Source organism: Phenylobacterium sp. LH3H17, from assembly GCF_024298925.1.
In the GTDB taxonomy this organism is placed as follows: Bacteria; Pseudomonadota; Alphaproteobacteria; order Caulobacterales; family Caulobacteraceae; genus Phenylobacterium.
Genome location: NZ_CP101283.1, coordinates 4,088,680 through 4,113,851, shown reverse-complemented (window position 1 = coordinate 4,113,851; position 25,172 = coordinate 4,088,680). Strand labels below are relative to the sequence as shown.

Below are 25,172 nucleotides of genomic sequence, written 5' to 3'. Positions count from 1 at the left end.
GAGCCTTTAGCCTATGCACGTAGCGGAAGACGAGATTGAGCTGAAATTTCTGTGCGAGCCGGCCGACCTCGCGGCCGTGCTGGCCGCCGCCCCGGACGGCGAAACGGAGAGCAAGGATCTCGTCTCCACCTATTTCGACACCCCCGACGGCGACCTGCGCAAGCAGCGGATATCCCTGCGGATCCGCGAGGGCGGCGGCAAGCGGGTGCAGACCCTGAAGCGCGGCGACGGCTTCGCCCGCGAGGAGCATGAGGCGACCCTGAACGGGTCGGCCCTCGACCTCGCCATGCCGGCCCTGAAGGCCGCCCTGCCGGGCGCGGCGCGGCGCAAGGCGCTGGGCCCCCGCTTCACGGTTCGGGTGGTGCGTCGCCAGCGGACTTTCGACTTCGGCGGTTCGCGCATCGAGATCGCGGTGGACGAGGGCGAGGTCCAGGCGGGCGACCGGGTCCGGAGGGTCAGCGAGGTGGAGCTGGAGCTGAAGGCCGGCGGCTGCGACGGCATGTTCGAACTGGCGCGACAGCTTTCCAGGACCGCGCCGCTCTATCTCTCCTTCGACGGCAAGGCCTCGCAGGGCTACGGCCTGGCGGACGGGACCGACCGCGCCCCGCGCCGGCACGACAAGGCGCCCCTGGCCCGCGGGCTCTCCACGGCCCAGGCCTTCCAGGCCATAGCCCGCAACACCCTGGTGCAGATCGCCGCCAATGGCGTGGTGCTGCGCGAGGCCGACAGCGTCGAGGCGGTGCATCAGCTGCGCGTCGCCGTGCGCCGCCTGCGCAGCGCCATCTCCACCTTCAAGAGCATCACCGCCGGCGAGCCGGCCGAGGCGATCAAGGCCGAGCTGAAATGGCTGGCCCGGGCCTGCGACGAGGCCCGCGACCTGGACGTCTTCGCCCTCGAGAACGACGAATTCGCCGAGCCCGGCCTGGACCTCGCCGCCCTCGCGCCGGTGGTGGAGGCCGCCCGCCAGCGCGGCCACGCCAAGGCCTGCGCCGCGGTCGCCTCGAGGCGTTTCCGCGACCTGGTGCTGGAGGCCACCGCCTGGGTGGAGACCGGCGCCTGGCTGACCGCCCATGGCAAGGCCGCCCGCCGCGCCCGCGATGCGCCGGTCCAGGGCTTCGCGGCCAAGGCGCTCAGCCATCGGCGCAAGACCCTGCTGAAGCTCGGCCGCGACGTGGAAACCCACTCCGACGTCGACCGCCACGAAGCGCGGATCGCCGCCAAGAAGCTGCGCTACGCCGCCGAGGCCTTCGCGCCGCTGTTCGACGCCGACGCCAAGCCGTTCATCAAGACCCTGAAGGTGCTGCAGGAACATCTGGGGGCGCTCAACGACGGCGTCGTGGCGGCCGAGCTGGTGGCGCGGCTGTCGCTCAAGGGCCCGGCGCTCGCCGCCGCCAAGCGCCTGCTCGCCGCCCGCGCGGCTCAGAAACCCGAGACCCTGAAGGCCGCCGCCAAGGCCATGACCCGGCTCGCGGAGACGCGGGTCTATTGGTGAATCCAGTCATATAAAGATTTCTTTATATGTCTTGTTGCTCCGTATCGACCTCACGGCTATAGAGCCGTCAAACGCACTTCCGCCGACAGGACGCCCCATGACCGACTATGTCGTGAAAGACATCACCCTCGCCGACTACGGTCGCAAGGAAATCGAAATCGCCGAAACCGAGATGCCGGGCCTGATGGCCGTGCGCGCCGAGTTCGGCAAGGCCCAGGTGCTGAAGGGCGCCCGGATCGCCGGCTCCCTGCACATGACCATCCAGACCGCCGTGCTGATCCAGACCCTGGAAGCGCTCGGCGCCGAGGTCCGCTGGGCCTCCTGCAACATCTTCTCCACCCAGGACCACGCCGCCGCGGCCATCGCCGCCAACGGCACCCCGGTCTTCGCGATCAAGGGCGAGAACCTGATCGAGTACTGGGAATACGCCCACAAGATCTTCGAGTGGCACGACGGCGGCTACCCGAATCTGATCCTCGACGACGGCGGCGACGCCACCCTGCTCTGCGTGCTGGGCCCCAAGGCCGAGAAGGACCCCTCGGTCCTCAACAACCCGCAGAACGAGGAGGAAGAAGCGCTCTACACGGTGATGAAGCGCTATCTGAAGGAAAAGCCCGGCTTCTATTCGGCCATCCGCGACGCCTGCACCGGCGTGTCGGAAGAGACCACCACGGGCGTCCACCGCCTCTACCAGATGAGCGAGCGCGGCGAGCTGCCGTTCCCGGCCATCAACGTCAATGACAGCGTCACCAAGTCGAAGTTCGACAACCTCTACGGCTGCCGCGAGAGCCTGGTCGACGCCATCCGCCGCGGCACCGACGTCATGCTGTCGGGCAAGGTCGCCGTGGTCCTCGGCTATGGTGACGTGGGCAAGGGCTCGGCCGCCTCGCTGAAGAACGGCGGCGCCCGGGTCATCGTCACCGAGATCGACCCGATCTGCGCCCTGCAGGCGGCCATGGAGGGCTACGAGGTCCAGACCATGGACGACGTGGCCGACAAGGCCGACATCTTCGTCACCGCCACCGGCAACAAGGACGTCCTCACCGTCGACCACATGCGGCGGATGAAGAACAACGCCATCGTCGCCAATATCGGCCACTTCGATTCCGAGATTCAGATCGCCGGCCTGAAGAACTTCAAGTGGGACGAGATCAAGCCGCAGGTCCACCATGTGGAGTTCCCGGACGGCAAGAAGATCATCGTCCTGTCCGAGGGCCGCCTGGTGAACCTGGGCAACGCCACCGGCCACCCCAGCTTCGTGATGAGCGCCAGCTTCACCAACCAGACCCTGGCCCAGATCGAGCTGTGGACCAACGCGTCGAAGTACGAGACCAAGGTCTACACCCTGCCCAAGCACCTCGACGAGAAGGTGGCCATGCTGCACCTCGGCAAGCTGGGCGCGAAGCTGACCAAGCTGTCGAAGGAACAGGCCGACTATATCGGCGTGCCGGAAACCGGCCCGTTCAAGCCGGACCACTACCGCTACTAGGATGATGTAGGAGGAGAGGATGCCGCTCGCGCTGATCCTCTCCTCCTATGTCGCCGCCGACCGGATCGGCGGCGGGGCGCAGCAATTCGCGCTCGCGGCCTGCGGGATCGATCCGGTGCTGGTCCCCACCGTCCTTTACGGCCGCAGCCCCGCCAAGGGCGGGCGCGGCAAGGCGGTGGAGGCCGACCTCTTCCACGACCTGCTGAACGGCGTGGAAGCCCAGGGCCTGTTCGGCCTGGCCGACCTGGTGATCACCGGCCACTTCTCCACTCCCGAGCAGGTGGCGCTGGCCTGTCAGACCATCGCCCGGGTCCGCGCCGCCGGCCGGGCCGGAGCCTTTCGCCCCGCCCCCATGGTGGTGGTCGATCCCGTTCTCGGCGACATGCCCAAGGGACTCTATGTGAAGCCCGAGGTCGCCCGGGCGATCGCCGATGACCTGGTCCCCCTGGCCGACTGGATCACCCCCAATCTCTGGGAACTCTCCCATCTCACCGGCCGGGAGATCGCCGATGCGGCCGGCGTGGTCGAAGCTGTGCGCGCGCTCGGCAAGCCGGCCCTGGTGACCTCGGTTCCGGCCGGCGAGGGCGAGATCGCCATGGTCTGCAGCGAGCCCGCCGGATCGACCCTGTTCGCCCACGCGCGCCGCGACGGCGTTCCCAATGGGACCGGAGACCTGGTGACGGCGCTGTTCGGTGCGGGCCTGGTCGAGGGGCTCTCAGGCCCGGCCGCCGCCGAACGCGCCGCCCGCGCCGCGGCCATGGCCGTGGACGCGGCGCGCGACTGGCGCGCGTTCGACCTGCCCGTCGTGGCCCTGGGCGCGCGGCTGATGCGCCCGGACGCCGAGATGCGTATAGAACCCCTCGCCTGAGACTTTGAAATTGAGCTCTTTCCCATCGAAAGGGCTCCGGGAGCGCCGATGGTCGAGATTCACGGTTTCGCGGGCGAGGGATTCGACGCCGTGCGCGACGCCTTCGCCGCCAATTTTGAGTCCGGCCAGGAGCTAGGTGCGCGCTTCACCCTGGTCAGGGCCGGCGAAACGGTGGTCGACCTCTGGGCCGGCCACGCAGACCGTAAGCGGACCCAGCCGTTCGACGAGAACACCCTGACCCCGGTCTTCTCCACCACCAAGGCCATGGCCGCCCTGCTGATCGCCCGCCTCGTGGACGCCGGAAAGCTCCGGTACGACCAGCCGGTCGCCGAGGTATGGCCTCAGTTCGTAGAGGCCGGTAAGGCCGCGATCACCGTCGAGCAGGTCATGAGCCACCAGGCGGGACTTAGCGGCTTCCCGGACGAGATGGACCCGGCCTTGTGGTTCGACTGGGACGCCATCTGCGCCAGGCTCGCGGCCATGGCGCCCCTGTGGCCGCCGGGAACCGCCAGCGGCTACCACCCGATCACCTTCGGCTATCTGGCGGGCGAGATCTTCCGCCGGGTCGACGGGCGCAGCATGGGGACGGCCCTGCGCCAGGACCTGGCCGAGCCCTTCGGCCTGGACCTCTGGATCGGCCTGCCCGATTCCGAACATCACCGCGCCGCAGATTTGCAGCGACCGAGCGGTCTGCCGAATTTCGGCGAGGTCAACGCGGCCACGCGGGCCGCCTTCCTCACACCCTGGTCTTCCCCCGCCGGCCGCGGCCAGGCCGAATGGCGGCGGATCGAGATCCCGTCGGCCAACGGCCACGCCACCGCGCCCGCCCTGGCCCGGCTGATGGGCGCGCTGGCCAATGACGGCTGGCTGGACGGCGAGGTGATCCTGTCGCCCGCCCTGATCACCGAGGCGGCCCGCGAGCGCATTCGCGGCCAGGACCTGGTCCTGCCCTTCGAGATGAGCTGGGGCGCGGGCTTCATGCGCAATGCGCCGGTCAAGGCCTGGGGCCCGGGCGAGGAAACCTTCGGCCATTCCGGCTGGGGCGGCTCCTGCGCCTTCGCCGATCCGCAGACCAGGCTGGCGGGCGCCTATGTGATGAACAAGCAATCCACCGACCTGCTGGGCGACGGCCGCCCAAAGCGGTTGATCGAGGCCGCCTACGCTTGTCTTTGACAGCGCGCTGTCATCCCTTGCCCTGGATCACGGTCTCGCCCCGCGCCTCCTTGTAGGCGTTGGCGATCAGGTCGCCGGTGAACACCGCCGAAAGCACGTAACGCAGCCAGGGATCGTCGCCGGCGAAGGCCTTGCGGATCGGCTCCAGGTCGATGCGCCTGCGCACCTCGTCGAGCGGCAGGTCGGCCTTGGCCAGGGGCGCGACCTGGGCGCGGACGCTCTCCAGGGCGGCGATCAGCCGGTCGAGATAGGCCCGATCGGTCTGCGGCGGCCCGTGGCCGGGGATCAGGAGCTTGAAGTCGTAGGCCTTCAGCTTGCGCAGCACCTCGATCCAGTCGCCCGGAAAGGTATGGGCCGCGTAGGGAATCGGGGCGACCACGATGTCGCCGGTCGCCAGCACCCGCTGCTTCGGCGCCCAGACCACCACGTCGCCGTCGGTGTTGGCGCGGCCCAGATAGGCGATCTCCACCGGCGCGACCTCGTCGGCGAGCTTGATGCGGCTCTCGAAGGTCAGGTCGGCGGGATAGGGCTTGAGGTCGGAATAGGCCTCGACCATGGCCGGCCCTGCCTCGGCGGCGCGGCGCCAGCCGTCGCGCAATGCCTGGGGTAGCTTGGCGTCTCCGGCCTGGGCGGCGGCGAAGGCGGCCATCTCGCCATAGGATTTCCCGTAGGTCGTCACATAGGCCATGGGCGGCCCGGTCATGTTCTCCCGGGTGCGGGCGCTGGAGACGATCTGGACGCCCGGCCAGGCGGCGCGGACGGCGCCGGCGCCCAGGTTATGGTCGCCGTGATAGTGGGTGTAGACCAGCCAGCTCACCGGCTTGCCCGACAGCTTGCGGATTTGAGCCACGACGGCCTGCCCCGAGACGGGCGCCCCGCCGGCGTCGACCACCACCAGGCCCCTGGCCTGTTCGATCACCACCACATTGCCCTCGAAGGGCGGGTCGGTGACGGCCGGCTTGGCGATCAGCCAGATGTGCGGCGCGACGGCGGTGGTCTCGCGGGCGAAGACCTGGGCCGGCGTCAGGGCCGCGGCCACGGCCGGGCCCGCCAGAGCCAGGGCCCAGAGCGTCAGGATGGTTCGGATCATGCCAGCCTCCGGCGAGGAGGCTAAGCCCGTCCTGGCCCGGCGGCCTAGTTAAGCCTTCGTCATGCGGCGGCGCTTAGCGCCCGCGCGCGACGCCATGCGCCATAGGCGAACACCACCGCCCCGCCCCAGATGAACACGAAGGAGAGCGCCCGCAGCGGCGTGAAGGCCTCGCCCTGGGCGACGCCGATGGCGAAGCTGATCGTGGGGGCGATGAACTGCAGGAAGCCGATGGCCGACAGCGGCAGGCGCCGCGCCGCCCAGGCGAACAGCACCAGGGGCACGGCGGTGATCGGCCCCGAGGCCAGCAGCCAGGCGGTGGCCGCCGGGTTTCCGAGGAAATGCCCGCCGCCCTGCTGTTCCAGCCACAGGATGAAGGCCAGGCTGGGCAGGCCCAGGATCAGGCACTCCACGAAGAGGCCGGTCTGGGCGTCGGCGGCCACCTGTTTGCGCACCACCCCGTAGCCGCCGAAGCTGAAGGCCAGGATCAGGGAGACCAGCGGCAGGTGGCCGAGCGCGAAGGCCTGGATGGTGACGCCCAGTATGGCCAGGCCGATGGCCGCCTGGCCGATCTTGTCGATGCGCTCGCGGAACAGCAGCGCCCCGCAGGCCATGTTGACCAGGGGATTGATGTAGTAGCCGAGGCTGCTTTCCAGCACCCGGCCGGAATTCACCGCCCAGATGAACACGATCCAGTTGGCGGTGATCAGGGCCGATGACAGGCAGAGCCAGGCCAGCACCTTGGGCTGGCGGAACACCGCGACCACCTGGCGCCACTGGCGGGCCAGCAGCACGAAGATCAGCGCGGTCGGCACGCTCCAGACGATCCGGTGCGCCAGGATCTCCCAGGAACCGACCCCGAAAGCGCCGATCACCTGGAAGGCCAGGGGCACGAAGCCCCAGATGAGGTAGCAGGCGATCCCGGCCATGAGCGCGGTGTTGGCGGGCGTCTTGGCCAAGGCGGGCCTTTCGGGCAGGCCAGGGTCGCCTGGCGCGTCTTACCTAGGGTCGCGGGCGGCTCGGGCAAGCCCCAGGGCTCACCCGATCAGCGGGTTTCGGACGCGCAATTCGTGGGCCCGACCGGCCTAGGCGATGGCCTTCGTCTTGATCAGGCCGCGCTCATGCAGCAGTTCGGCGATCTGCACCGCGTTGAGCGCCGCGCCCTTGCGCAGGTTGTCGGCGACGACCCACATGTTGAGGCCGTGCTCGACCGTGGGGTCGTTGCGGATGCGGCTGATGAAGACCGGGAACTCGCCCTGGGCCTCCTTGGGGGTCATGTAGCCCTTGTCGTGCCGCTGATCGATGACGATGACGCCCGGGCTCTCGCGCAGCAGGTCGCGGGCCTCGTCCTCGTCGATGGGGTCATGGAACTCGATGTTCACCGACTCGGAGTGACCGACCATCACCGGCACGCGGACGCAGGTGACCGTCAGCTTGATCGACGGGTCGATCATCTTGTGGGTCTCTTGCCACATCTTGGCTTCTTCGTCGGTGTAGCCATCCTCGTTGAACGACCCGATGAAGGGGATGACGTTGAAGGCGATCTGCTTGGGGAACTTCTTGGGCTCGGGCGCGCCCAGGACGAAGACGCCCTTGGTCTGGTCCCACAGCTCGTCCATGCCTTCCTTGCCCGCGCCGGAGACCGACTGGTAGGTCGAGACCACCACCCGCTTGATGCGGGCCCGGTCATGCAGGGGCTTCAGCGCCACGACCAGCTGGGCCGTCGAGCAGTTGGGGTTGGCGATGATGTTCTTCTTGGCGGCGTAGCTGACGTCGTCCGGGTTCACCTCCGGCACGATCAACGGCACGTCGGGGTCCATCCGCCAGGCCGAGGAATTGTCGATGACGATCGGGCCCTGGGCGCCGATCTTCGGCGCCCACTCCTTCGAGAACGTGCCCGAGACGCTCATCAGCACCAGGTCGACGGTGCTGAAGTCGAACTGCTCGACGTCCTCGCACTTGACGATCTTGTCGCCGAAAGAGACTTCGACCCCGATGGACTTGCGGCTGGCGATCGCGTGGATCTTGTCCACGGGGAAGTTCACTTCCTCGAGGATGTTCAGCATCTCGCGGCCCACATTGCCCGTGGCGCCGACCACGGCTACCCGATAGCCCATGGCGGTCTCCTCTAGATGACTTGTCGCGGAGCGTCCCGTTACGCCCTGTGGTTCTCGGGCGCAAGACGAAGGCTTCCAAGGGCTTAGATAGTGGGCCCATCGCCACTTGGCACGGTGGTTGCGTCGGGATTGGCGACATCCACCGGAGGACAGCCATGTCCGTCAACGGCCTCTCGCACGGAAAGCTCGCCTTGGCGCAGATCGCGCCCCTCCCGGACCGCAAGCCGGTCAAGGGCGGGGACCCCACGGCCGTTGCCCAGCAACGGATCGCCGCCAGGCTGGACACCGATGGCGACGGCGCCCTCAGCGTCATGGAGCTCCTGAAGCTGGAAAAGGGAGGACACGGCAAGAATGGTCGCCCCGCCCAGGCGATTCTTGCCGCCCAGGCGACTTCGGCCGAGCCCGCGGCCATGTCGGCCGAGCCTCCCGCCGCCCGTCGCTTCGGTCCCAAGACCCTGGACGCCCTGATCAAGAACCAGACCGTCCCCACCCCCGAGAGCATCGCCGAAAAGCTGGTGGCGGCCATCGACGGCGACGACGACGGCGCTTTCGGCCTCGATGAACTGAAGGACGCCCTCCCGGGGAAGTCCGGCCAGGCTAAAGGCCGCGCCGCCCATGCCGAGCGCGCCTTCGACCGCCTCGACGGCGATGGGGACGGCAAGGTCACCGTGGCCGAACTGGCCTTGGCGCTGGGCGCGACGCCGCCCCCGCCGGTCGAGCCGCCCGCTCCGCTGCCGCCTGTTCCGCCGCCGGTCGAGACCGCCGAGAACACCCCGCCCCCTATCGAAGAGCTCATCGCCCCGCCGCCGCCGGAGCCCCCCGCTAGCGCCTGATCACGGCCAGGGCGTCATCCCACTCCGATGTCCCCCGGATTGACCGGGTTGAGCAGGGGGGCGCCGCGGACGTAGCGGCCCAGGTTTTCGAGGAACAGTGTCTCGCCGCGCGCGCCGGTGAGCGCGCCTCGGTTGGAGGCGTGCGGGGTGACGCGGATCTTGGGGTGATCCCAAATCCAGGAGTCGGCCGGCAGGGGCTCGGTCTTGAAGACGTCCAGCACCGCATGGCCGGGCTTATCGGAATCGAGGCTCACGCGCAGGGCGTCCTCGTCCAGCAGGCCGCCACGGCCGATATTGATCAGGATCGAACCGGGCTTCATGGCCGCGAAGAAGCCGGCGTTCGCCAGGTCGCGGGTGTCGTCGTTCAGCGCGCAGGCCAGGACCACCACGTCGGCCTGGGGCAGGCGCGAGGGCAGGTCCGCGATCGTCGACACCGCGTCGGCCAGGCCCTCGGCGCCTGGCGAGCGCCGCACCGCCTCAACATGGGCCCCGAAGGCCTTGGCGCGGGCGGCGATCTCGCGGCCGATATTGCCGAAGCCGACGATCAGCCAGCGGCTCTGGCCCACCTCGCGGAAGTCCACCGGCTTCCATTCATGAGCCACCTGGTGACGGGCCTGGGCCTCGATGGGGTGCAGCAGGCTGAGCGCGTGGATCACCACATACTCGGCGATGGCCGGCGCCTGGGCGCTGGAATTGGTCACTCTCAGGCCGTCCCGCGCCAGGGGCTTGAAGCTGGGATGCTCGACTCCGGCAAACACCGTCTGGACCCAGCGGGCGTCTTCGCTATCCCGCAGCCGCCCGAAATATTCCCGTCGCTGAGGGCCAAAAGCCTCCAGGCTCAGCCACCAGACCTCGGGCTTCAGCTGGGCCGGGTCGAAGGCCGCGCCATTCAGGCTTAGGGCGCCATCGGGCTCCAGCACGACCACATCGAGATCGGGGGCGACGGCGGGAAGCCGTTCGGCGATGCGGTCGAAGGCCGCTCGAAACAGGAAAGCTTGCATGGCTCAATCGTACCGGCCGCCCGTCGAGGAAGCCAAGCGTGATCCTGTTTGACAACACCATGTCATGCGTCCAGCATCCTATATCATGCCGAACGATCCCCTCTCGCGACTCATCGCGGCGACGCATCGGGCCCACGACGCCCTGGTCAGCGCGGATGACAAATTGTTGTCCGATCTGGGCCTCAGCCACGCCCGCGCACGCATCCTGGCGACCCTGGCCGAGCAGGACGGGCCGCGTACGGTGTCGCAATTGGCCCGTGTCCTCGGTGTCGCCCGACAGGGCGTGCAGCGGTTGACCGACGATCTGGCGACGGCGGGCTTCGTCGCCTTCCAGAACAATCCCGGCCATGCCCGCGCCAAGCTGGCGCGCCTCACCGAGGCCGGATCGAACGCGCATTCGGAGGCCGAGCGCCGGCGGGCAGCCTGGGCCGAGGGCCTGGAATCCGGACTCTCGCCGACCTGGCTGGAGATCGGCGGCGAGCTGCTCACCTTGCTGCGACGGCGGGCCATCGCCGCCGGAAAGTCTTAACCCACAAGGGTTTTCTGACGGCCGGGGAAGTTGGTTGACTCAGTCAACTAACCTAGGCCAGCTATCGGCGGGAGGCTCGCCATGCTGCTTCAGGACCCGATCTCGGCCGTGCGCCGGTTCAATCGCTTCTACACCCGCCGCATCGGCGCTTTGGACGAGGCCCACCTGGGATCGCCCTACAGCCTGGCAGAGGGGCGGGTGCTGTACGAGGTCGCCCAGTCGCCCACCGGGGTGACGCCCAAGGCCCTGGCCGCCGCCTCCGGCCTCGACGCCGGCTATCTCAGCCGCATCCTCAAGCGGTTCGAGGCCGATGGACTGATGGTCCGCGAGACATCGCGCAAGGATGGCCGCAGCGTCTCCATCTGGCTGACCTCGGCGGGCATCGCGGCCTATAACGGCCTGCGCCAGACGGCGGAGGGGGCGGTCGAGGGTATCCTGGGCGGCCTGGCCACTCCGGAACGATCGCGGCTGGTCGACGCCATGCGGGAGATCGAGGGCCTGCTGGGCGGGCCGCCGCCCGGCGAGGTGATCCTGCGGCCGCATCGGGTCGGCGACATGGGCTGGGTGACCTGGCGCCACGCGGTCTTCTACGCCCGCGAGTATGGCTGGGGCGACGCCTTCGAAGCCCTGGTGGCGAAGATCGCCGCCGACTTCATCCAGAACTTCGACCCGGCCCGCGAGCGGTGCTGGATCGCCGAGCGCGGCGGCGAGATCGTCGGATCGATCTTCCTGGTCAAGGGCGAGGGTGACCAGTCCAAGCTGCGCCTGCTGCTGGTCGAGCCGTCGGCCAGGGGCCTGGGCCTGGGCAAGCGGCTGGTGGCCGAATGCGTCGCCTTCGCCCGTGAGGCGGGCTACGGCGAGATCACCTTGTGGACCCAGAGCATCCTCACCGCCGCGCGCGGCATCTACGCCGCCGCCGGCTTCGAGCTGGTCGACTCCACGCCGCACGACACCATCGGCGTCGACCTGATCGGCGAGACCTGGGTTCTCAAGCTGGCTTGACGAGCCCGGCGTCGAGCGGGCGAGGTGGCGACCCCGCACGAGAGGATTCCGCACATGAGGCCGCCCAACTTCATCGTCATCCTGGCCGACGACCTCGGCTACGGCGATCTCGGCTGTGACGGCGGCACGGTGATCCGCACGCCCAACCTCGACCGCATGGCGGCGGAGGGCGTGCGGCTGTCCGACTTCTACGCCTCGGCCAATGTCTGCACCCCGTCGCGGGCGGGGCTGCTGACCGGCCAGTACGCCATCCGCAACGGCCTAGCTCACGAGGTGATTCAGCCGGCCGACACCACCGGCCTGCCGGTCGATGCCCTGACCATCCCCAAGGCCCTGGGCGAGGGCTACGCCAGCGCGCTGATCGGGAAGTGGCACCTGGGCCACGCCGCGCCGCACTGGCCGCCCATGGTCTATGGCTTCGACCGGTTCTACGGACTGCCCTATAGCCACGATATGAAACCGCTATCGATTTTCGATAGCGCCACCACGCCGATGAGCGAGAGCAAGGCCGACTTCGCCAAGCTGACCGAATGGTTTTTCGCCCAGACCACGGCGTTCGTGGAGCAGAACCGCGAGAGGCCGTTCTTCGTCCTGCTGGCCCTGACCGCGCCGCACATTCCCCTGAAGCCAAATCCTGACGACCTGACCGGCTCGCCGGGCGGCGCCTATGGCGAGGTGGTGGAGGAGATCGACGTCAATGTCGGCCGCCTGCTGGAGCGGCTGAAGGCGCTCGATCTCGACAAGGAAACGATGGTGGTCTTCACCTCGGACAACGGACCCTGGTTCGAGGGCTCGTCGGGACCGTTCCGCGACCGCAAGGGCGGCTCGGCCTGGGATGGGGGATTCCGGGTGCCGTTCATCGCCTGGCGGCCCGGGACCTTGCCGGCCGGGACCGTGACTTCGGCGCTCTCCAGCAATCTCGACCTGCTGCCGACCCTGCTGGCCATGGCCGGGCTGTCGCCGGTGAGCGATCGCGAACTGGACGGGCGGGACATCTCGGGCGTGCTGACGGCCGGGGCGCCGTCGCCGCACCAGGAGATCGTGCTGTTCGACAACGCCCATGTGGCGGCCGTTCGCACGGCGCGCTGGAAGTATGTGGCGCGGTCATACTATCGGACCCACGACGTTCCGCTGGACCGCTATCCGCTCCTGTTCGACATGGATGCCGACCCGGGCGAGAACTACAGCGTGGCGCTGAACTTCCCCGAGGCGGCCGTGGAGATGCGCGCACGGTTGGAGTCGGCCAGGGCCCGCTATGAGCCGCTGGCCAGCGCCTTCCCGCCGCACGTGGCGCCGGCCTCGGCGGCCGATCACCCCGACTAGGTCAGCGGCGCTTCTGCTTGCGGGCCGCGTAGCGGGCGTCGCGGGCGGCCTTTTGGGCGGCGCGCGTCTCGAGCTCGCGGGTCTCGCTGTCGAAGGCCTCGATCTCGGCCTTGCGGGCCTCGGCCTCGGCGGTGACCCGGCGCTTCTCGGAGCGTTCGGCCTCGCGCTTGGCGCGCAGCTCGGCCAGTTCGGCGGCCTTCTGGGCGGCGCGGTCGGGGGCGACGGCGGCGGTGACGGTCGGCTTGACCTTCATCTTCGCCAGGAGGGCCTTCTTGGCCTCGAGTGAGGCGGCGGCGCGTTCGTCGAAACGGTTGTTCTTCAAGTCTCTCATGCGGGCGCTGACATGTGACATTTGGCGCGAAATTGCAACCGCTGCCGGGTGCGTTTCGTCGTCGCGCGCATCCGTGTGGCGCCGATGCACGTACCCGAAAGGCTTGCGGCGGGCCCTCGTCGCCCTATTCGAGGTTCACCGTTGGAGATCGACGCCAGGGACGCTCCGCGCCCGACTCGCAGGTTGTTGCTCGCCGCAGCCGGCTTCGCCTTCGCCCCGCCTGTCGCGCTGGCCGCCGCGCCGCCGCCCGGCCGCAGGCTGGCCTTCGCGGTGTTCCGCAATGGCGCCAGGGTCGGCGACCACGTGATGAGCTTCGCCGGCCAGCCCGGCGCCATGACGATCACCACGGAGGTCGCCATGACCGTCAAGCTCGGCCCCGTGCCGGTCTACCGGTATGGTCATCGGGCGGTGGAGCGCTGGCGTGGCGGACAGTTCGCGGGCCTGGAGACCAGCACCAATGGCGGCGGCAAGCTCCAGAAAGTCGTCGCCCGGCGCACGGCCGCAGGCGTGATCATCGAGACCGGCAAGGGTTCGACGACCGCGCCGGTCTCGGCCTTGCCGCTAACGCACTGGCACGCTGACGCGCTGGGCGGGCCCCTGTTCAACCCCCAGGATGGCAGGCTGCTGAGGGTCTCGGCGCGTCGCGGCCCAGGCGGGCCTATCGCCGCGGTTCGCTGGAGCCTCACCGGCGACGCCCAGATCGACAACTGGTACGACGAGGCCGGAACCTGGGTCGCGTTGCGCGGCAAGCTGCCGGATGGCTCGACGATGGAATACCGGCGCGTCTAGAGCGCCGCCAGCACGGCGTCGCCCATCTCGGTGGTCGAAAGCGTCCCGCCCAGGTCGCGGGTGCGGGCGCCGGCTTCCAGGGCCTTCACCACCGCCCCGTAGAGCCGGTCGGCCGCCGCGGCGCGGCCGAGCGACCAGCGCAGGGCCATTTCGAAGGACAGGATGGCGGCCAGCGGATTGGCGAGGTTCTGGCCGGCGATATCAGGCGCCGAGCCGTGGATGGGCTCATAGAGGCCGGGCTTGCCCGGCAGACCGAGCGCCGCCGAGGGCAGCATGCCGAGGGATCCGGTGAGCTGGGCCGCCGCGTCCGAGAGGATGTCGCCGAACAGGTTGTCGGTGACCATGACGTCGAACTGCTTGGGGTTCTTGACGATCTGCATGGCGGCGTTGTCGGCAAGGATATGCTCCAGCTGCACGTCGCTGAACTCGCGCCGGTGCAGGTCGGTGACCACCTCGCGCCACAGCAGGCCGGAGTCCATCACATTGGACTTCTCCGCCGAGTGGACCTTGTTGCGCCGGCCGCGCGCCAGTTCGAAGGCCACCCGGGCGACCCGCTCGATTTCCATGGTGGTGTAGACCTGGGTGTCCACGGCGCGCTTTCCGCCGCCCGGTAGGTCCTCGATGAAGCGCGGCGAACCGAAATAGATGCCGCCGGTCAGCTCCCGGACGATCATCATGTCCAGGCCCTCGACCACCTCGCGCTTGAGGGTCGAGGCGTCGGCGAGGGCGTTGAAGCACAGGGCCGGGCGCAGGTTGGCGAACACCTCCATGCCGGCGCGCAGGTTGAGCAGGCCCGCCTCGGGCCGCTTGTCGCGCGGGACGCCGGCCCATTTCGGGCCGCCGACCGCGCCCATCAGCACGGCCTTGGCCGCCTTGGCCGCGGCGAGCGTTTCGTCGGTGAGCGGGACGCCGTGGGCGTCGTAGCTCGCGCCGCCGAACAGCCGCTCCTCGATGGCGAGCTCGGGGGTGAGCGCCTCGGCCACGCGCCGCACCTGGGCGGTCACTTCGGGGCCGATGCCGTCGCCGGGCAGGAGAAGCAGGTCGGTCATGGCGGGAGCCCTCTTCTGGCGCGTGTTGCGAGGCGACCTCCTAGGGGAAGTGCGCCGCCACGGGAAGCCTGACGCGACAACACGGCTTGACCGTTAATCATATAAAGATATGCTTATATCATTATATCAACGAGGTTCGCCGATGTCGTTCGATGTGACCCTGGTCACCTATGAAACCCTGCCGGACGGCGGGCCCGACGATCAGTTGCTGGCCCAGGCCCTGAGCGCCACGGGCGCGCGGGTGCGGTTCGCGGTCTGGAGTGACCCGGCGGTTGACTGGTCCGCCGCGCCGGTGACGGTGATCCGCTCCACCTGGGACTACTTCCACCGGATCGCGGAATTCGCCGCCTGGCTCGACCTGGCGGCGTCGCAGACCCGGTTGGTCAACGCCCATCGCGTGCTGCGCTGGAACATGGACAAGCGCTACCTGGCCGACCTGGAGGCCCGCGGCGTCGCCGTGGTTCCGACGGTGTTCGTCCGCCAGGGCGAGACCGTCGATCTCGCCGCCCTTTGCGCGGATCGGGGCTGGGACGAGCTGGTGGTCAAGCCGACCATCTCCGGGGGCGCCTTCGGAACCAAACGGTTCGCCGCCAGCCAGATTTCCGAAGAGGCCAGCGCCCATCTGGCTGGCTTGACCGAGACCCGCGAGGCCATGATCCAACCCTATCTCGCCGCGGTGGAGACCGAGCGCGAACGCTCCCTCGTCTACCTGGGCGGCGCGTTCAGCCACGCCTTCCTGAAGTCCGCCTTCGGCATCGACTATTCCGCCTCGGTCCGCCATCCGCCGAGCGCCGGAGAGCTCGCTTTCGGCGCCCGCGTGCTGGAGGCGGTGGGCGAGCCCGTGGCCTATGCGCGGGTGGACATCGTGCCTTCGGCGAAGGGTCCGCTGCTGATGGAGCTGGAGGTGATCGAGCCGAACCTGCTGATGGGGCTGGCGCCCGGCTCGGCGGAGCGCCTGGCCGGCGTGCTGCTGGGCTAGAGCGCGCGCTCGGAGGCGGTCTCGTACAGGACGAGCCGCCGGTCGGCGACCCCGAACTCCGGCCAGTGGCTGCGCCAGGTCGCCATGTGCGGCGTCTGGAAGTGGGTGTCGAGGCAGGCCTGGTCGCGCCAGACCTCGTAGACCCGCACCAGGCCGGGCTCGGCCACGTCCTGGGCGTAGGAATATTCCAGGCAGCCGTCCTCGGCGCGGCTGGCGGTCAGCATGGCCAGCATGTGCGGCCTGAACCGTTCCAGGTTCTCGGGCGGGATTCGCACCGTGCCGGCGATGATGACGCTCACGCCCGTTCCAGCCAGGGCTGGCTGATCGCGCGCCGGCCCTCATAAACGTCGATGGAGGGCGCCTTCTGGAGCGTCTCGCCGATGGCGTCGAGGCCCTTCAGCATCTTCTCCTTGCGCTGCGGATCGATCTGGAAGGCGAAGGTCTTCCCCGAGGGGGAGATCACGGTCTGGGCCTGGAGATCGACGGTGACCATGTGGTTGCCGCCCTTGGCCTCCTCCATCAGGTCCTGGACCTCATCGGGCTTGAGCACCACGGGCAGCAGGCCGTTCTGGAAGCAGTTGTGGTAAAATATGTCGGCGAAGCTGGAAGAGATCACGCAGTCGATCCCGAAGTCCATCAGCGCCCAGGGGGCGTGCTCGCGAGACGAGCCGCAACCGAAATTATCGCCCGCCACCAGGACGCCGGCGCCCTTGTACTCCGGGCGGTTGAGGACGAAGTCGGGCTTCTCGCGGCCCTGCTCGTCGAAGCGCAGGTCGTAGAACAGGCCCTTGCTCAGCCCCTCGCGCTCCACCGTCTTGAGGAACTGCTTGGGGATGATCTGGTCGGTGTCGATATTCGCCAGGGGCAGGGGAGCGATCTTGGCGTCGAGGCGGGTGAAGGCTTTCATCGGTCGGCGGTCTCGGCGTTTTGCTGGATCATCAGGGCCGGCGCGGCGGGGACGCCCGAGCGGACAGTGAACACCTTGGTGCCCGGCTTACGGCCCGCGCGGACCTCGGAGACGTCGAAGCCGGCCGCGGCGATGCGCGCCCGCGCGGCATCGGCGTCGGTGACCCGCCAGGCCAGGCCGCCGAACCGGTCGGGGGCGTCGGAGACTGGGGTCTTCAGGCTGGCGCCCATCTCGACCACGGCGGACCCCGCGCGGAAGAAGAGTTGGCGCACCCCCCAATCGGGGTTGGAGCGGTCGAGCCGCAGGTCGAGGCCCAGCCGGCCGCCATAGACGGCGACGGCGCGCTCGGGGTTGGCGGTGTGGATCACGACGTGGTCCAGAAGGGGCGTGGCGGCGGCCTCGTCGCCCACCGGTTCGGAAAGAGGCCAGGTCGAGCCGTCGCGAGCCGGACCCACCAGCAGTATGTTCAGGCCACCCGTGTCGGCCGCATCGAGCGAGAAGTTGGTCCAGTAGCGCTTGCGCCCGTCATCATGGGTCGAGCGGGTGGAGTGCGGCTTGACCGCCCCGATCCCGCGCCGGGTGACCAGGGCGTGGGCGGCCTCGGCGTCTTCCACCGTGAAGGCCAGGGCCCAGATCCCCTCGCCATGGGTCTCGATGTGCTTGGCGATGACGCCCCCGAAGGCGCCGTCGCCGGCGGGCGAGATGACGTCCAGGGCCATGTTGCCGAGCTGGAACCAGGCGTGGCGCGCCCCGCCGTCGCCGCCGATCCAGTTGGGCGCCCGGCCCAGCAGGGCGGTGTAGCCGGCGACCGCGGCGTCGAGATCGGCGACGGCGAGCGCGATGTGATCAAGGCCGGTGATCACCGGGTCGGCCCCGGATAGCCGCCGTAGGCCGTCTCGTCTTCTTCCTCGTCCTCGTCTTCCGGCCAAAGCAGGCTGGCCGCCGTATAAAGGAAGGCGGTGGTGTAGAGGACCATCAGCACGAGGAGCGCGCCGTCGACCACGATGCGCCAGGCGCGCTGGCCGAAGGGCTTGAGCACGTTCTTGTCGTCGACGGTCATGCCGATGACCTCGTTGCGCGACAGGTAGAGGTCGGCCTTCGCCCCCTTGGGCAGCCGCATCAGGGGCACGGCCTGGCCGCAGTTGGGCCGGCCGTAGCAGGGCAGCACATAGGGTTGGACGGCGTTGTCGAGGGTGAGCGCGTAGCGGGCGCGCAGGCCGCCGATGGCCTCAACCCGCTCGATCTGGCCGCTGGCCTTCTTCACGCTGCCGAAATCGTTGAACAGGTTCGCGCCGAACGCCCACAGGCCCGCGACTATGAATGGCGCGCACATGGCCACCAGGGCCGCCTCCAGGGGGCGCTCGAACCGCTCGCGATCGCCCAGGGCCAGCTGGCTCTGTCGCATGCGGACGATCACGGCGACCAGGCCCGCCCCCGCCACATAGAGGCCGACGGCCAGCAGCGGCGTCAGCCGCAGACCGCCGACGTCGAAGCCTTCGACGATCCCCGTGAGGATGGCGATGGCGGCGCCGAGGCCCGCGCTGAGCACCGGAAGTCCGAACCAGAGCAGAAACCGGGCTCGCGGATCCATGTCAGAGGAACTCCCGGACGTCGACGATATGGCCGGCGATGGCGGCGGCGGCGGCCATGGCCGGGCTCATCAGGTGGGTGCGTCCGCCCCGGCCCTGACGGCCTTCGAAATTACGGTTGGAGGTCGAGGCGCAGCGTTCGCCCGGCTCCAGACGGTCGGGGTTCATGCCCAGGCACATGGAACAGCCCGGCTCGCGCCAGTCGAAGCCCGCGGCCTTGAAGATGGCGTCCAGGCCTTCCTCCTCGGCCTGGGCCTTCACCAGGCCGGAGCCTGGCACCACCATGGCCCGCACGTGGGGGGCGACCAGGCGGCCGTGGAGGAAGGCATGCTGCACGACGCCGGCGGCGGCGCGCAGATCCTCGATGCGGCTGTTGGTGCACGAGCCGATGAAGACGACATCGATCCTGGCGTCGCTGATCGGCTGTCCGGCGGCCAGGCCCATATAGTCCAGCGCCCGCTCGGCCGAGGCGCGCTTGTCGGGACTCGCGAAGCTCTCGGGCGCGGGGACCGCGTCGGTCACCGCGATGACGTCCTCAGGACTGGTCCCCCAGGTGACCAGGGGCGCGATCTTGGCGGCGTCCAGGCGGACCTCGCGGTCGAAGACGGCGTCGTCGTCGGAATAGAGCGTCTTCCAGTAGGAGAGCGCCATCTCCCAGGCGGCCCCCTTGGGCGCGGCCGGGCGGCCCATGATGTAGTCGAAGGTCTTCTGGTCCGGCGCCACCAGCCCGGCGCGGGCGCCGCCCTCGATGGTCAGGTTGCAGAGAGTCATCCGCCCTTCCATCGACAGGCCGCGAATGGCCTCGCCGGCGAATTCGATGACCGAGCCGGTGCCGCCGGCCGTTCCGATCGCGCCGATCACCGCCAGGGCGAAATCCTTGGCGCCCACGCCGGGCGCCGGGGTCCCGTCGATGGTCACCCGCAGGTTCTTCGACTTCTTCTGCCGCAGGGTCTGGGTGGCCAGCACATGCTCGACCTCCGAGGTGCCGATCCCCTGGGCGAGCGCTCCGAAGGCGCCGTGGGTCGAGGTGTGGCTGTCGCCGCAGACGATGGTCATGCCCGGCTGGGTGCGGCCCTGCTCGGGGCCGACCACGTGGACGATCCCGTTGCGGATGTCGCCCATCGGGAAGAACTCGATGCCGTTATCCTTGACGTTCCGATAGAGCGTCTGGAGCTGCAGGCGGGCTTCCTCGTCGGCCACGGCGTCGACGCCCAGGCCCTGGCCCTCGGTCGGGATATTGTGGTCGGCGACCGCCAGGGTGCGGTCGGGGCGCCGTACCGGACGATGGGCCGAGCGGAGGCCGGCGAAGGCCTGCGGGGTGGTCACCTCGTGGATCAGGTGCAGGTCGATATAGAGGATCGCCTCGCCGTCGGTCTCGTCGACGACGTGCCCGTCCCAAATCTTGTCGTAAAGCGTCTTGCCAACCATGGGCGGCATCTAGTTCCGTGAGACGCCCAAAGTCCAGCAGCCGCAATTGCCGAGCGAGCCGGATAGGTTATTCATGCATGCATGGCTTCAACCGACTGGGACCTGTTCCAGACTCTGCATGCCGTCCTTGAGGCCGGCTCGCTCTCCGCCGCGGCCCGCGCGCGGGGGCTGACCCAGCCGACGCTCGGCCGCCACATCGACGAGCTGGAACGGCGGCTGGGCGCGCCGCTGTTCCTGCGCAGCCCGCGGGGCCTGATCGCCACTGACCTGGCCAACGAGCTGCGGTCGCACCTGGAGGACATGTCCTCGGCCGCCGCCGCGGCCCTGCGCGACGCCTCCGGCGCCGACGGCGTGGGCGGTACGGTGCGGGTCACGGCCAGCGAGATCATGGGCGTGGAGGCCATGCCGCGGATCCTCACCGAATTCCGCATCGCCCATCCCACCATCGATCTCGAACTGGTGCTGACCAACCGCAACGAGGACCTGTCGCGGCGCGACGCCGACATCGCCGTGCGCATGGCCCGGCCGACCCAGAACACCCTCGTCGCGCGCCGGGTGGGAGAGCTGCACTTCGGCTTCTACGCCACCGCCGAGTACCTGGAGCGGGCGGGGACGCCCAGGTCCCTGGACGACCTCGATGATCACACCATCATCGGCTACGACAAGCGCGACGTCAGCGTACCGGGCGGGCTGGACATCGGCCGGCCGATCCGCCGCGAGATGTTCGCCCTGCGCAGCGACAGCGATAACGCCCAGCTGGCCTTCCTGCGGGCCGGCTACGGCATCGGGGTCTGCCAGCACCGCCTCGGCCGGATGAGCGGCCTTGTGCACATCCTGCCTGGGACCTTCGCCTTCCGGCTCGAGATCTGGATCGCCATGCACGAGAACCTGAAGGGCAGCAAACGCATGCGCCTGATGTTCGACCATCTGGTCGAGGGCCTGGGCGCCTTCTCGGCGGAGGCCAACCGAGAGATCTAGCCGCGACCCGCCAGGTCAGCGCGAACGGCCGCCTCCGGGTCGCCGCGGAAATGGCGGGAGAAGTGGGCGCTCATGGCGCGCGCTCCTTTCCCGGAGGGCGTCGGCTGAAACGGAAATGGACCAGCTCGTCGGCGGCGGGGCCCGGTCGGGCCTCGGCGCGACCGGCGGGCACGACCTCGCCGCTCTCGGTGTCGACCAGGGCGAGCTTCACCGGCCGATCGGTCTCGCGGTCGACCAGCAGCACGGTCGGCGCACCCAGGCCCGAGGTGTCCCAGCGGTCGCCCCATTCGCGCAGGGCCGTGGTCACCTTCCAGAGGTCGCGGCCCTTGGCGGTCAGCAGGTATTCGAAGCGCGGCGGCCGGTCCTGGTACCGGCGGCGCTCGGCGAGCCCGGTGGCCTCGAGGTGCTTCAGCCGCTCGGCAAGGGTTGTGGTCGGCATGCCGGTGGAGGTTCGCAGGTCGTCATAGCGGCTGAGCCCCAGGAACAGGTCGCGGAGCAGCAGCATCCCCCACTTGTCGCCGATGGCCTCCATGGCCCCGGCGATGGAGCAGGTCATTCCGGAAAAGGACTTGGCGCGCATCGGATACGTCTCAGCCGGGGAAGCAGCGCCCGAAGGCGCGGAAGAGCGCCATCTCGCCCTTCACCCGCACCTTACGCAGCACGATGGCGGTGAGCAGGCCGTATTCGCGGTTCATGATGTCGATCCAGGTCTTGGCGTCGGCGGTGACCTTGACCTGGGCCTCGCCTCGATGGCCCGCCTGGACGACGATCTTCTGGTTCTCGATACGGATGGTGGCCTTGGCCTCCTCCTGGCCCGTGAAGGTCCAGTGGTAGACGGCCGCCAGGCCCTTGGCGCGGCCGCGCTGGAAGGCCAGCGGGACCTGGGCGAGGAACGAATTGACCGAGGTGGTGCGCAGGGTGCGGCGGACCCGTTTGAGGGGCTTATGGGGGAAGCGGTCTGCGGCGTACTTCTCCGCGTCCGATCCGGGCAGGACGTAGAGCGTCTCGCGCTTGTCGGTCAGCGGCTTCAGCACCCGCTCCATGTAGCCGGGGCGGTCCTCGAGGAACGGGTTGATCACGTCCTCGCCCGCCGGACAGACGGCGATGCAATAGGCCGCCTTGTAGCCTGGTTTGAAGGACAGCGACTGCCACATCGACGTGGTCTCGCCGTCCGAGAACCGCTCCCGATAGGTCTTCATGTCCTTGCTCTCGACCACGGCGCCGACGAAGTCGGAGAAGTTGCCGAGGAACTCCCGATAGTTGTGGGTGTAGCAGGTGACGAAATCGAAGCCGCCGTCGGGCTTCAGCGCCCCCACCGGGCAGGCGGCCACGCACAGCTTGCAGCCCAGGCAGGGGTTGTAGTCGATCGGCTGGTCGTAGGCGTCGGCCTCCGCCCCGATCAGCACCGTGCCCAGCAGGACGAAGGAGCCGAACTTCGGGTGGATGACGCTGCGGTGGACGCCGATCCTGCCCAGGCCCGCGGCCACCGCCACCGGCTTGTGGGCCACCATCCAGCCGCGCCCGGGAAGCTGCACCTCCATGGGGAATGCGGCCACCGCGTTGCAGGCCGGCACGCCGGCCTCGTCCAGGGCGCGGACGATGGCGCGGGCGGTCTCGTTCACCTCGTCATAGACGGCGTGGAATTCCTGGTTGGCCACCGAGCGGACCTGGGAGCGGACGGGCTCGCGGTTCATACGCACCACGAAGGCGAGCAGGGCGCGGGTCTGCGGATAGACCTGACGGATGTAGCTGAGCTGGTCGGCGAGCTCGGCGCGGCCGACCTCGACCAGGCCCACGTCGTCGGCGCCGTGCTTCCGGGCCAGGGCCTTCAGCCATTCCGCCGACAGGGGCTGGGCGTCGACCGGGAGCTTGGCGGCCGCCCGCGCGCGGCGGACGGTGGGATGGTCTTCGAGGCTCATTGGCGGTCCCGCTTAGTAACTCTAATAATAAGAGTGACTGTTTTGAGCCAGATGGCAAGCGGAAACGAAAGCGGCGGCCGTGTCGCCACGGCCGCCGCTGGAAGGTCGTATTGTCCGAAGGGTCTAGTCTTCGGCGGCTTCCGGAGCCGCTTCGGCCTTGTCGGCCTTGGCGCCCATCTGGCGCTCGGCGATCCGGGCCGACTTCCCGCGACGGTCGCGCAGGTAATAGAGCTTGGCGCGACGGACGACGCCGCGACGCTTCACCTCGATGGAGTCGATGTTCGGCGAGTGAATCGGGAACACCCGTTCCACGCCCTCGCCGAAGGAGATCTTGCGGACGGTGAAGCTCTCGTTGATGCCGCCGCCCTGACGGGCGATGCAGACGCCTTCATAGGCCTGGACGCGCTCGCGCTCGCCTTCCTTGATCTTCACGTTGACGCGGACGGTGTCGCCCGGCTGGAAGTCAGGAATGGCGCGGGTGGCCAGCAGGCGGTCGCGCTCTTCTTTTTCGAGCTGCTGAATGATGTTCATCGGTCTGATCCTTTCGGGCTTGATCGCCCTTTGCCTGTTATTTGGCGGGACGCCGCGCCCAGAGGTCCGGACGCCGTTCCCGCGTGGTCTCTTCCCGCTGGGCCTGCCGCCACTTCCGAACCTCGGCGTGGTGGCCTGAAAGCAGCACATCGGGAATGTCGAGCCCTTCGAACGTCCGCGGTCGCGTGTACTGCGGATGCTCCAGGAGCCCGTCCTCGAAACTCTCTTCACTCAAGCTCTCCGCCTGGCCGAGGACGCCGGGCACGAGCCTTACGCACGCTTCGATCGTCACCATCGCCGCCGCCTCGCCACCGGCGAGCACCGCGTCTCCGACGCTGATCTCCTGGAACCCCCGGGCGTCGAGCACCCGCTGGTCCACCCCCTCGAACCGGCCGGCCAGGACGATCAGTCCAGGTCCGGCGGCCCACTCTCGAACGCGCGCCTGGGTCAGGGGCCTGCCCCGTGCGCTCATGTACAAAAGCGGCCGTCCTCTCTGGTCCACGCTGTCCAGCGCAGCCGCGATGACGTCCGCCCGCATTACCTGTCCCGGGCCGCCACCCGCGGGGGTGTCGTCGAGGAAGCCGCGCTTATCCTTGGAAAATCCCCGAATGTCCACTGTTTCCAAGGACCAAAGCCCAAGCTCGCGCCAGGCCGTCCCGATCAGCGACACGCCGAGCGGCCCCGGAAAGGCCTCGGGAAACATGGTGAGAACGGTGGCGTCGAAGGACATGGTGCGGCTTTTGGACCAAACGGCGCAGGTTTTCCACCGACCCCTCGAACTTGCCGCAGCGGCGCTATGGGCCTAATCGGGGTCCTTTCGCACCGCAGCATTTTCCGAGACCGATTATGGACACCCCCGAGAGCCTGCCTGAAACCCTGTCGCTGGAGCGCCTGGAGGTGAACCTGTTCCGGGGCGTCAGTCCGGAATTCGGCCCGCCGCGCATCTTCGGCGGCCAGGTGATCGCCCAGTCTCTGCTGGCGGCTTACGAGACGGTCGAGGACCGGATCTGCCACTCGATCCACTGCTACTTCATCCGACCGGGCGACCCGCGCATCCCCATCGTCTTCGACGTCGACCGTTCGCGCGATGGCGGCAGCTTCACCACCCGGCGCGTGGTGGCGATCCAGGGCGGCAAGCAGATCTTCAACCTCGCCGCCTCGTTCCAGGTGGCCGAGACCGGCTTCGAACACCAGACGCCTATCCCCGCCGTGCCCGGCCCGAACGACTTGCCCGACGAGTCCGAGGCGCAGAAGAAGATGATGGCCAAGATGCCCGAGGAGATGCGCAAGATGATGTCGCGTCCTCGGCCCATCGAGATGCGCCCGGTGGACGGGGACCTGTTCGGCGGTAGGAGCAAGGGCCCCAGGCCCGCCACCCAGGACGTCTGGTTCCGGGCCCGGGCCCCGATCGGGTCGGACCCGCACATGCACCAGGTGATCCTGGCCTATGCGTCGGACATGAACATGCTGTCGACGGCCATGCGGCCGCACGGGGTGCAGTGGCAGACCCCGGGCTTCCAGTCGGCGAGCCTCGACCACGCCATGTGGTTCCACCAGCCGTCGAACTTCAACGAGTGGCACCTCTACACCCAGGACAGCCCCTCGGCCTCGGGCGGCCGCGGCTTCGTGCGCGGCGCGATCTACAACGAGGCCGGCGTGCTGGTCGCCTCCACCGCCCAGGAAGGCCTGATCCGGATGCGCAAGTAGCGCCTCGGATTCCGATAGCTTCTCGACCAGGGATTGTTAGGTCATAGTTCG

At 68.9% G+C, this 25,172-nt stretch carries 27 protein-coding genes; 12 read left to right on the top strand and 15 right to left on the bottom strand.

Annotated elements, in window-relative coordinates:
• The first annotated feature begins 13 nt into the window (after positions 1–13).
• The 4 genes from M9M90_RS20335 (at position 14) to M9M90_RS20320 (ending at position 5,022) form a co-directional block, all read left to right on the top strand.
• Positions 14–1,492 (top strand): CHAD domain-containing protein, encoded by a 1,479-nt coding sequence (locus M9M90_RS20335; RefSeq protein ID WP_254835048.1) that lies wholly within the window; start codon positions 14–16, stop codon positions 1,490–1,492.
• Between the two features lie 97 nt (positions 1,493–1,589).
• The gene (gene ahcY / locus M9M90_RS20330; protein WP_254835047.1) at positions 1,590–2,981 is read left to right on the top strand and encodes an adenosylhomocysteinase; all 1,392 of its coding nucleotides are present in this window, start codon (positions 1,590–1,592) and stop codon (positions 2,979–2,981) included.
• Between the two features lie 19 nt (positions 2,982–3,000).
• Positions 3,001–3,849, top strand: coding sequence for a PfkB family carbohydrate kinase (locus tag M9M90_RS20325; protein WP_254835046.1), 849 nt, complete (start codon positions 3,001–3,003; stop codon positions 3,847–3,849).
• Positions 3,850–3,897: 48 nt separating this feature from the next.
• Complete coding sequence (locus M9M90_RS20320) at positions 3,898–5,022, top strand: serine hydrolase domain-containing protein (RefSeq protein ID WP_254835045.1); 1,125 nt, start codon at positions 3,898–3,900, stop codon at positions 5,020–5,022.
• A gap of 10 nt (positions 5,023–5,032) precedes the next feature.
• Here the strand turns inward: M9M90_RS20320 and M9M90_RS20315 are convergent, their stop codons facing one another.
• The 3 genes from M9M90_RS20315 to M9M90_RS20305 form a co-directional block, all read right to left on the bottom strand.
• Complete coding sequence (locus tag M9M90_RS20315) at positions 5,033–6,112, bottom strand: MBL fold metallo-hydrolase (protein WP_254835044.1); 1,080 nt, start codon at positions 6,110–6,112, stop codon at positions 5,033–5,035.
• A 59-nt stretch (positions 6,113–6,171) separates the two neighbouring features.
• Positions 6,172–7,038 (bottom strand): EamA family transporter RarD, encoded by an 867-nt coding sequence (gene rarD / locus M9M90_RS20310; protein WP_254837175.1) that lies wholly within the window; start codon positions 7,036–7,038, stop codon positions 6,172–6,174.
• A 156-nt stretch (positions 7,039–7,194) separates the two neighbouring features.
• Positions 7,195–8,226: an aspartate-semialdehyde dehydrogenase gene (locus tag M9M90_RS20305; RefSeq protein ID WP_254835043.1), complete on the bottom strand. Its 1,032-nt coding sequence runs from the start codon at positions 8,224–8,226 to the stop codon at positions 7,195–7,197.
• 155 nt (positions 8,227–8,381) lie between these two features.
• On the opposite strand from M9M90_RS20305, the gene M9M90_RS21220 reads away from it, so the two are divergent.
• Complete coding sequence (locus M9M90_RS21220; protein ID WP_305885130.1) at positions 8,382–9,059, top strand: EF-hand domain-containing protein; 678 nt, start codon at positions 8,382–8,384, stop codon at positions 9,057–9,059.
• A gap of 14 nt (positions 9,060–9,073) precedes the next feature.
• Here M9M90_RS21220 and M9M90_RS20290 read toward each other — a convergent pair whose 3' ends face one another.
• The gene (locus tag M9M90_RS20290; RefSeq protein WP_254835042.1) at positions 9,074–10,060 is read right to left on the bottom strand and encodes a D-2-hydroxyacid dehydrogenase; all 987 of its coding nucleotides are present in this window, start codon (positions 10,058–10,060) and stop codon (positions 9,074–9,076) included.
• Between the two features lie 85 nt (positions 10,061–10,145).
• Between M9M90_RS20290 and M9M90_RS20285 the strand changes: the two genes are divergently transcribed.
• The 3 genes from M9M90_RS20285 (at position 10,146) to M9M90_RS20275 (ending at position 12,914) form a co-directional block, all read left to right on the top strand.
• Entirely contained in the window at positions 10,146–10,589 is a 444-nt protein-coding gene (locus tag M9M90_RS20285; protein ID WP_254835041.1) for a MarR family winged helix-turn-helix transcriptional regulator, read from the top strand.
• Between the two features lie 81 nt (positions 10,590–10,670).
• The gene (locus M9M90_RS20280) at positions 10,671–11,591 is read left to right on the top strand and encodes a bifunctional helix-turn-helix transcriptional regulator/GNAT family N-acetyltransferase (RefSeq protein WP_254835040.1); all 921 of its coding nucleotides are present in this window, start codon (positions 10,671–10,673) and stop codon (positions 11,589–11,591) included.
• Between the two features lie 54 nt (positions 11,592–11,645).
• A complete protein-coding gene (locus M9M90_RS20275) occupies positions 11,646–12,914 on the top strand; it encodes a sulfatase (RefSeq protein ID WP_254835039.1) in 1,269 nt (422 codons plus the stop codon).
• A gap of 1 nt (position 12,915) precedes the next feature.
• Here the strand turns inward: M9M90_RS20275 and M9M90_RS20270 are convergent, their stop codons facing one another.
• The gene (locus tag M9M90_RS20270) at positions 12,916–13,245 is read right to left on the bottom strand and encodes a DUF6481 family protein (RefSeq protein WP_254835038.1); all 330 of its coding nucleotides are present in this window, start codon (positions 13,243–13,245) and stop codon (positions 12,916–12,918) included.
• Positions 13,246–13,428: 183 nt separating this feature from the next.
• Here M9M90_RS20270 and M9M90_RS20265 point away from each other — a divergent pair, with 183 nt between their 5' ends.
• The gene (locus M9M90_RS20265) at positions 13,429–14,034 is read left to right on the top strand and encodes a DUF6134 family protein (protein ID WP_254835037.1); all 606 of its coding nucleotides are present in this window, start codon (positions 13,429–13,431) and stop codon (positions 14,032–14,034) included.
• On the opposite strand, the gene leuB is transcribed toward M9M90_RS20265, so the two are convergent.
• On the bottom strand, positions 14,031–15,083 hold the full coding sequence (gene leuB, locus M9M90_RS20260; RefSeq protein WP_254835036.1) for a 3-isopropylmalate dehydrogenase: 1,053 nt from the start codon (positions 15,081–15,083) through the stop codon (positions 14,031–14,033). The genes M9M90_RS20265 and leuB overlap by 4 nt on opposite strands.
• Before the next feature lie 142 nt (positions 15,084–15,225).
• Between leuB and M9M90_RS20255 the strand changes: the two genes are divergently transcribed.
• Positions 15,226–16,062 (top strand): RimK family alpha-L-glutamate ligase, encoded by an 837-nt coding sequence (locus tag M9M90_RS20255; RefSeq protein WP_254835035.1) that lies wholly within the window; start codon positions 15,226–15,228, stop codon positions 16,060–16,062.
• Here the strand turns inward: M9M90_RS20255 and M9M90_RS20250 are convergent.
• The 5 genes from M9M90_RS20250 to leuC are packed head-to-tail and all read right to left on the bottom strand — an operon-like array spanning position 16,059 to position 19,986.
• Positions 16,059–16,361, bottom strand: coding sequence for a putative quinol monooxygenase (locus M9M90_RS20250; protein ID WP_254835034.1), 303 nt, complete (start codon positions 16,359–16,361; stop codon positions 16,059–16,061). The two genes, M9M90_RS20255 and M9M90_RS20250, sit on opposite strands and share 4 nt — an antisense overlap.
• Complete coding sequence (gene leuD, locus M9M90_RS20245; RefSeq protein ID WP_254835033.1) at positions 16,358–16,969, bottom strand: 3-isopropylmalate dehydratase small subunit; 612 nt, start codon at positions 16,967–16,969, stop codon at positions 16,358–16,360. The genes M9M90_RS20250 and leuD overlap by 4 nt, the downstream gene beginning before the upstream one ends.
• Positions 16,966–17,832 carry a VOC family protein gene (locus tag M9M90_RS20240; protein ID WP_254835032.1) on the bottom strand — a complete coding sequence of 289 codons (867 nt, stop codon included), beginning with the start codon at positions 17,830–17,832 and terminating at the stop codon, positions 16,966–16,968. Before M9M90_RS20240 ends, leuD begins: the two co-directional genes overlap by 4 nt.
• Positions 17,829–18,560: a hypothetical protein gene (locus M9M90_RS20235; RefSeq protein ID WP_254835031.1), complete on the bottom strand. Its 732-nt coding sequence runs from the start codon at positions 18,558–18,560 to the stop codon at positions 17,829–17,831. Before M9M90_RS20235 ends, M9M90_RS20240 begins: the two co-directional genes overlap by 4 nt.
• 1 nt (position 18,561) lies before the next feature.
• A complete protein-coding gene (gene leuC / locus M9M90_RS20230) occupies positions 18,562–19,986 on the bottom strand; it encodes a 3-isopropylmalate dehydratase large subunit (protein WP_254835030.1) in 1,425 nt (474 codons plus the stop codon).
• Positions 19,987–20,067: 81 nt separating this feature from the next.
• Here leuC and M9M90_RS20225 point away from each other — a divergent pair, with 81 nt between their 5' ends.
• The gene (locus M9M90_RS20225) at positions 20,068–20,964 is read left to right on the top strand and encodes a LysR family transcriptional regulator (protein ID WP_254835029.1); all 897 of its coding nucleotides are present in this window, start codon (positions 20,068–20,070) and stop codon (positions 20,962–20,964) included.
• A gap of 70 nt (positions 20,965–21,034) precedes the next feature.
• On the opposite strand, the gene M9M90_RS20220 is transcribed toward M9M90_RS20225, so the two are convergent.
• From M9M90_RS20220 to trmD, 4 genes are all read right to left on the bottom strand, one after another.
• Positions 21,035–21,544: a helix-turn-helix domain-containing protein gene (locus M9M90_RS20220; protein ID WP_254835028.1), complete on the bottom strand. Its 510-nt coding sequence runs from the start codon at positions 21,542–21,544 to the stop codon at positions 21,035–21,037.
• Between the two features lie 10 nt (positions 21,545–21,554).
• Positions 21,555–22,883, bottom strand: a complete 1,329-nt coding sequence (locus M9M90_RS20215) for an SCP2 sterol-binding domain-containing protein (protein ID WP_254835027.1) — start codon at positions 22,881–22,883, stop codon at positions 21,555–21,557.
• Between the two features lie 123 nt (positions 22,884–23,006).
• Positions 23,007–23,414 carry a 50S ribosomal protein L19 gene (gene rplS, locus M9M90_RS20210; protein WP_254835026.1) on the bottom strand — a complete coding sequence of 136 codons (408 nt, stop codon included), beginning with the start codon at positions 23,412–23,414 and terminating at the stop codon, positions 23,007–23,009.
• A gap of 37 nt (positions 23,415–23,451) precedes the next feature.
• Positions 23,452–24,144 carry a tRNA (guanosine(37)-N1)-methyltransferase TrmD gene (gene trmD / locus M9M90_RS20205; protein WP_254835025.1) on the bottom strand — a complete coding sequence of 231 codons (693 nt, stop codon included), beginning with the start codon at positions 24,142–24,144 and terminating at the stop codon, positions 23,452–23,454.
• A 113-nt stretch (positions 24,145–24,257) separates the two neighbouring features.
• On the opposite strand from trmD, the gene M9M90_RS20200 reads away from it, so the two are divergent.
• On the top strand, positions 24,258–25,121 hold the full coding sequence (locus M9M90_RS20200) for an acyl-CoA thioesterase (protein WP_371876943.1): 864 nt from the start codon (positions 24,258–24,260) through the stop codon (positions 25,119–25,121).
• The last annotated feature ends 51 nt before the right edge of the window (positions 25,122–25,172 follow it).

What these genes read in the sequence shown, in the direction of transcription:
- M9M90_RS20235 (WP_254835031.1), bottom strand. Translation starts at nt 18,560, where the DNA reads ATGGATCCGCGAGCCCGGTTTCTGCTCTGGTTCGGACTTCCGGTGCTC.
- M9M90_RS20315 (WP_254835044.1), bottom strand. Translation starts at nt 6,112, where the DNA reads ATGATCCGAACCATCCTGACGCTCTGGGCCCTGGCTCTGGCGGGCCCG.
- M9M90_RS20220 (WP_254835028.1), bottom strand. Translation starts at nt 21,544, where the DNA reads ATGCGCGCCAAGTCCTTTTCCGGAATGACCTGCTCCATCGCCGGGGCC.
- M9M90_RS20305 (WP_254835043.1), bottom strand. Translation starts at nt 8,226, where the DNA reads ATGGGCTATCGGGTAGCCGTGGTCGGCGCCACGGGCAATGTGGGCCGC.
- M9M90_RS20290 (WP_254835042.1), bottom strand. Translation starts at nt 10,060, where the DNA reads ATGCAAGCTTTCCTGTTTCGAGCGGCCTTCGACCGCATCGCCGAACGG.
- M9M90_RS20270 (WP_254835038.1), bottom strand. Translation starts at nt 13,245, where the DNA reads ATGAGAGACTTGAAGAACAACCGTTTCGACGAACGCGCCGCCGCCTCA.
- leuC (WP_254835030.1), bottom strand. Translation starts at nt 19,986, where the DNA reads ATGGTTGGCAAGACGCTTTACGACAAGATTTGGGACGGGCACGTCGTC.
- M9M90_RS20325 (WP_254835046.1), top strand. Translation starts at nt 3,001, where the DNA reads ATGCCGCTCGCGCTGATCCTCTCCTCCTATGTCGCCGCCGACCGGATC.
- M9M90_RS21220 (WP_305885130.1), top strand. Translation starts at nt 8,382, where the DNA reads ATGTCCGTCAACGGCCTCTCGCACGGAAAGCTCGCCTTGGCGCAGATC.
- ahcY (WP_254835047.1), top strand. Translation starts at nt 1,590, where the DNA reads ATGACCGACTATGTCGTGAAAGACATCACCCTCGCCGACTACGGTCGC.
- M9M90_RS20335 (WP_254835048.1), top strand. Translation starts at nt 14, where the DNA reads ATGCACGTAGCGGAAGACGAGATTGAGCTGAAATTTCTGTGCGAGCCG.
- trmD (WP_254835025.1), bottom strand. Translation starts at nt 24,144, where the DNA reads ATGTCCTTCGACGCCACCGTTCTCACCATGTTTCCCGAGGCCTTTCCG.
- rarD (WP_254837175.1), bottom strand. Translation starts at nt 7,038, where the DNA reads ATGGCCGGGATCGCCTGCTACCTCATCTGGGGCTTCGTGCCCCTGGCC.
- M9M90_RS20255 (WP_254835035.1), top strand. Translation starts at nt 15,226, where the DNA reads ATGTCGTTCGATGTGACCCTGGTCACCTATGAAACCCTGCCGGACGGC.
- M9M90_RS20320 (WP_254835045.1), top strand. Translation starts at nt 3,898, where the DNA reads ATGGTCGAGATTCACGGTTTCGCGGGCGAGGGATTCGACGCCGTGCGC.
- M9M90_RS20280 (WP_254835040.1), top strand. Translation starts at nt 10,671, where the DNA reads ATGCTGCTTCAGGACCCGATCTCGGCCGTGCGCCGGTTCAATCGCTTC.
- M9M90_RS20275 (WP_254835039.1), top strand. Translation starts at nt 11,646, where the DNA reads ATGAGGCCGCCCAACTTCATCGTCATCCTGGCCGACGACCTCGGCTAC.
- rplS (WP_254835026.1), bottom strand. Translation starts at nt 23,414, where the DNA reads ATGAACATCATTCAGCAGCTCGAAAAAGAAGAGCGCGACCGCCTGCTG.
- leuB (WP_254835036.1), bottom strand. Translation starts at nt 15,083, where the DNA reads ATGACCGACCTGCTTCTCCTGCCCGGCGACGGCATCGGCCCCGAAGTG.
- M9M90_RS20225 (WP_254835029.1), top strand. Translation starts at nt 20,068, where the DNA reads ATGGCTTCAACCGACTGGGACCTGTTCCAGACTCTGCATGCCGTCCTT.
- M9M90_RS20215 (WP_254835027.1), bottom strand. Translation starts at nt 22,883, where the DNA reads ATGAGCCTCGAAGACCATCCCACCGTCCGCCGCGCGCGGGCGGCCGCC.
- leuD (WP_254835033.1), bottom strand. Translation starts at nt 16,969, where the DNA reads ATGAAAGCCTTCACCCGCCTCGACGCCAAGATCGCTCCCCTGCCCCTG.
- M9M90_RS20285 (WP_254835041.1), top strand. Translation starts at nt 10,146, where the DNA reads ATGCCGAACGATCCCCTCTCGCGACTCATCGCGGCGACGCATCGGGCC.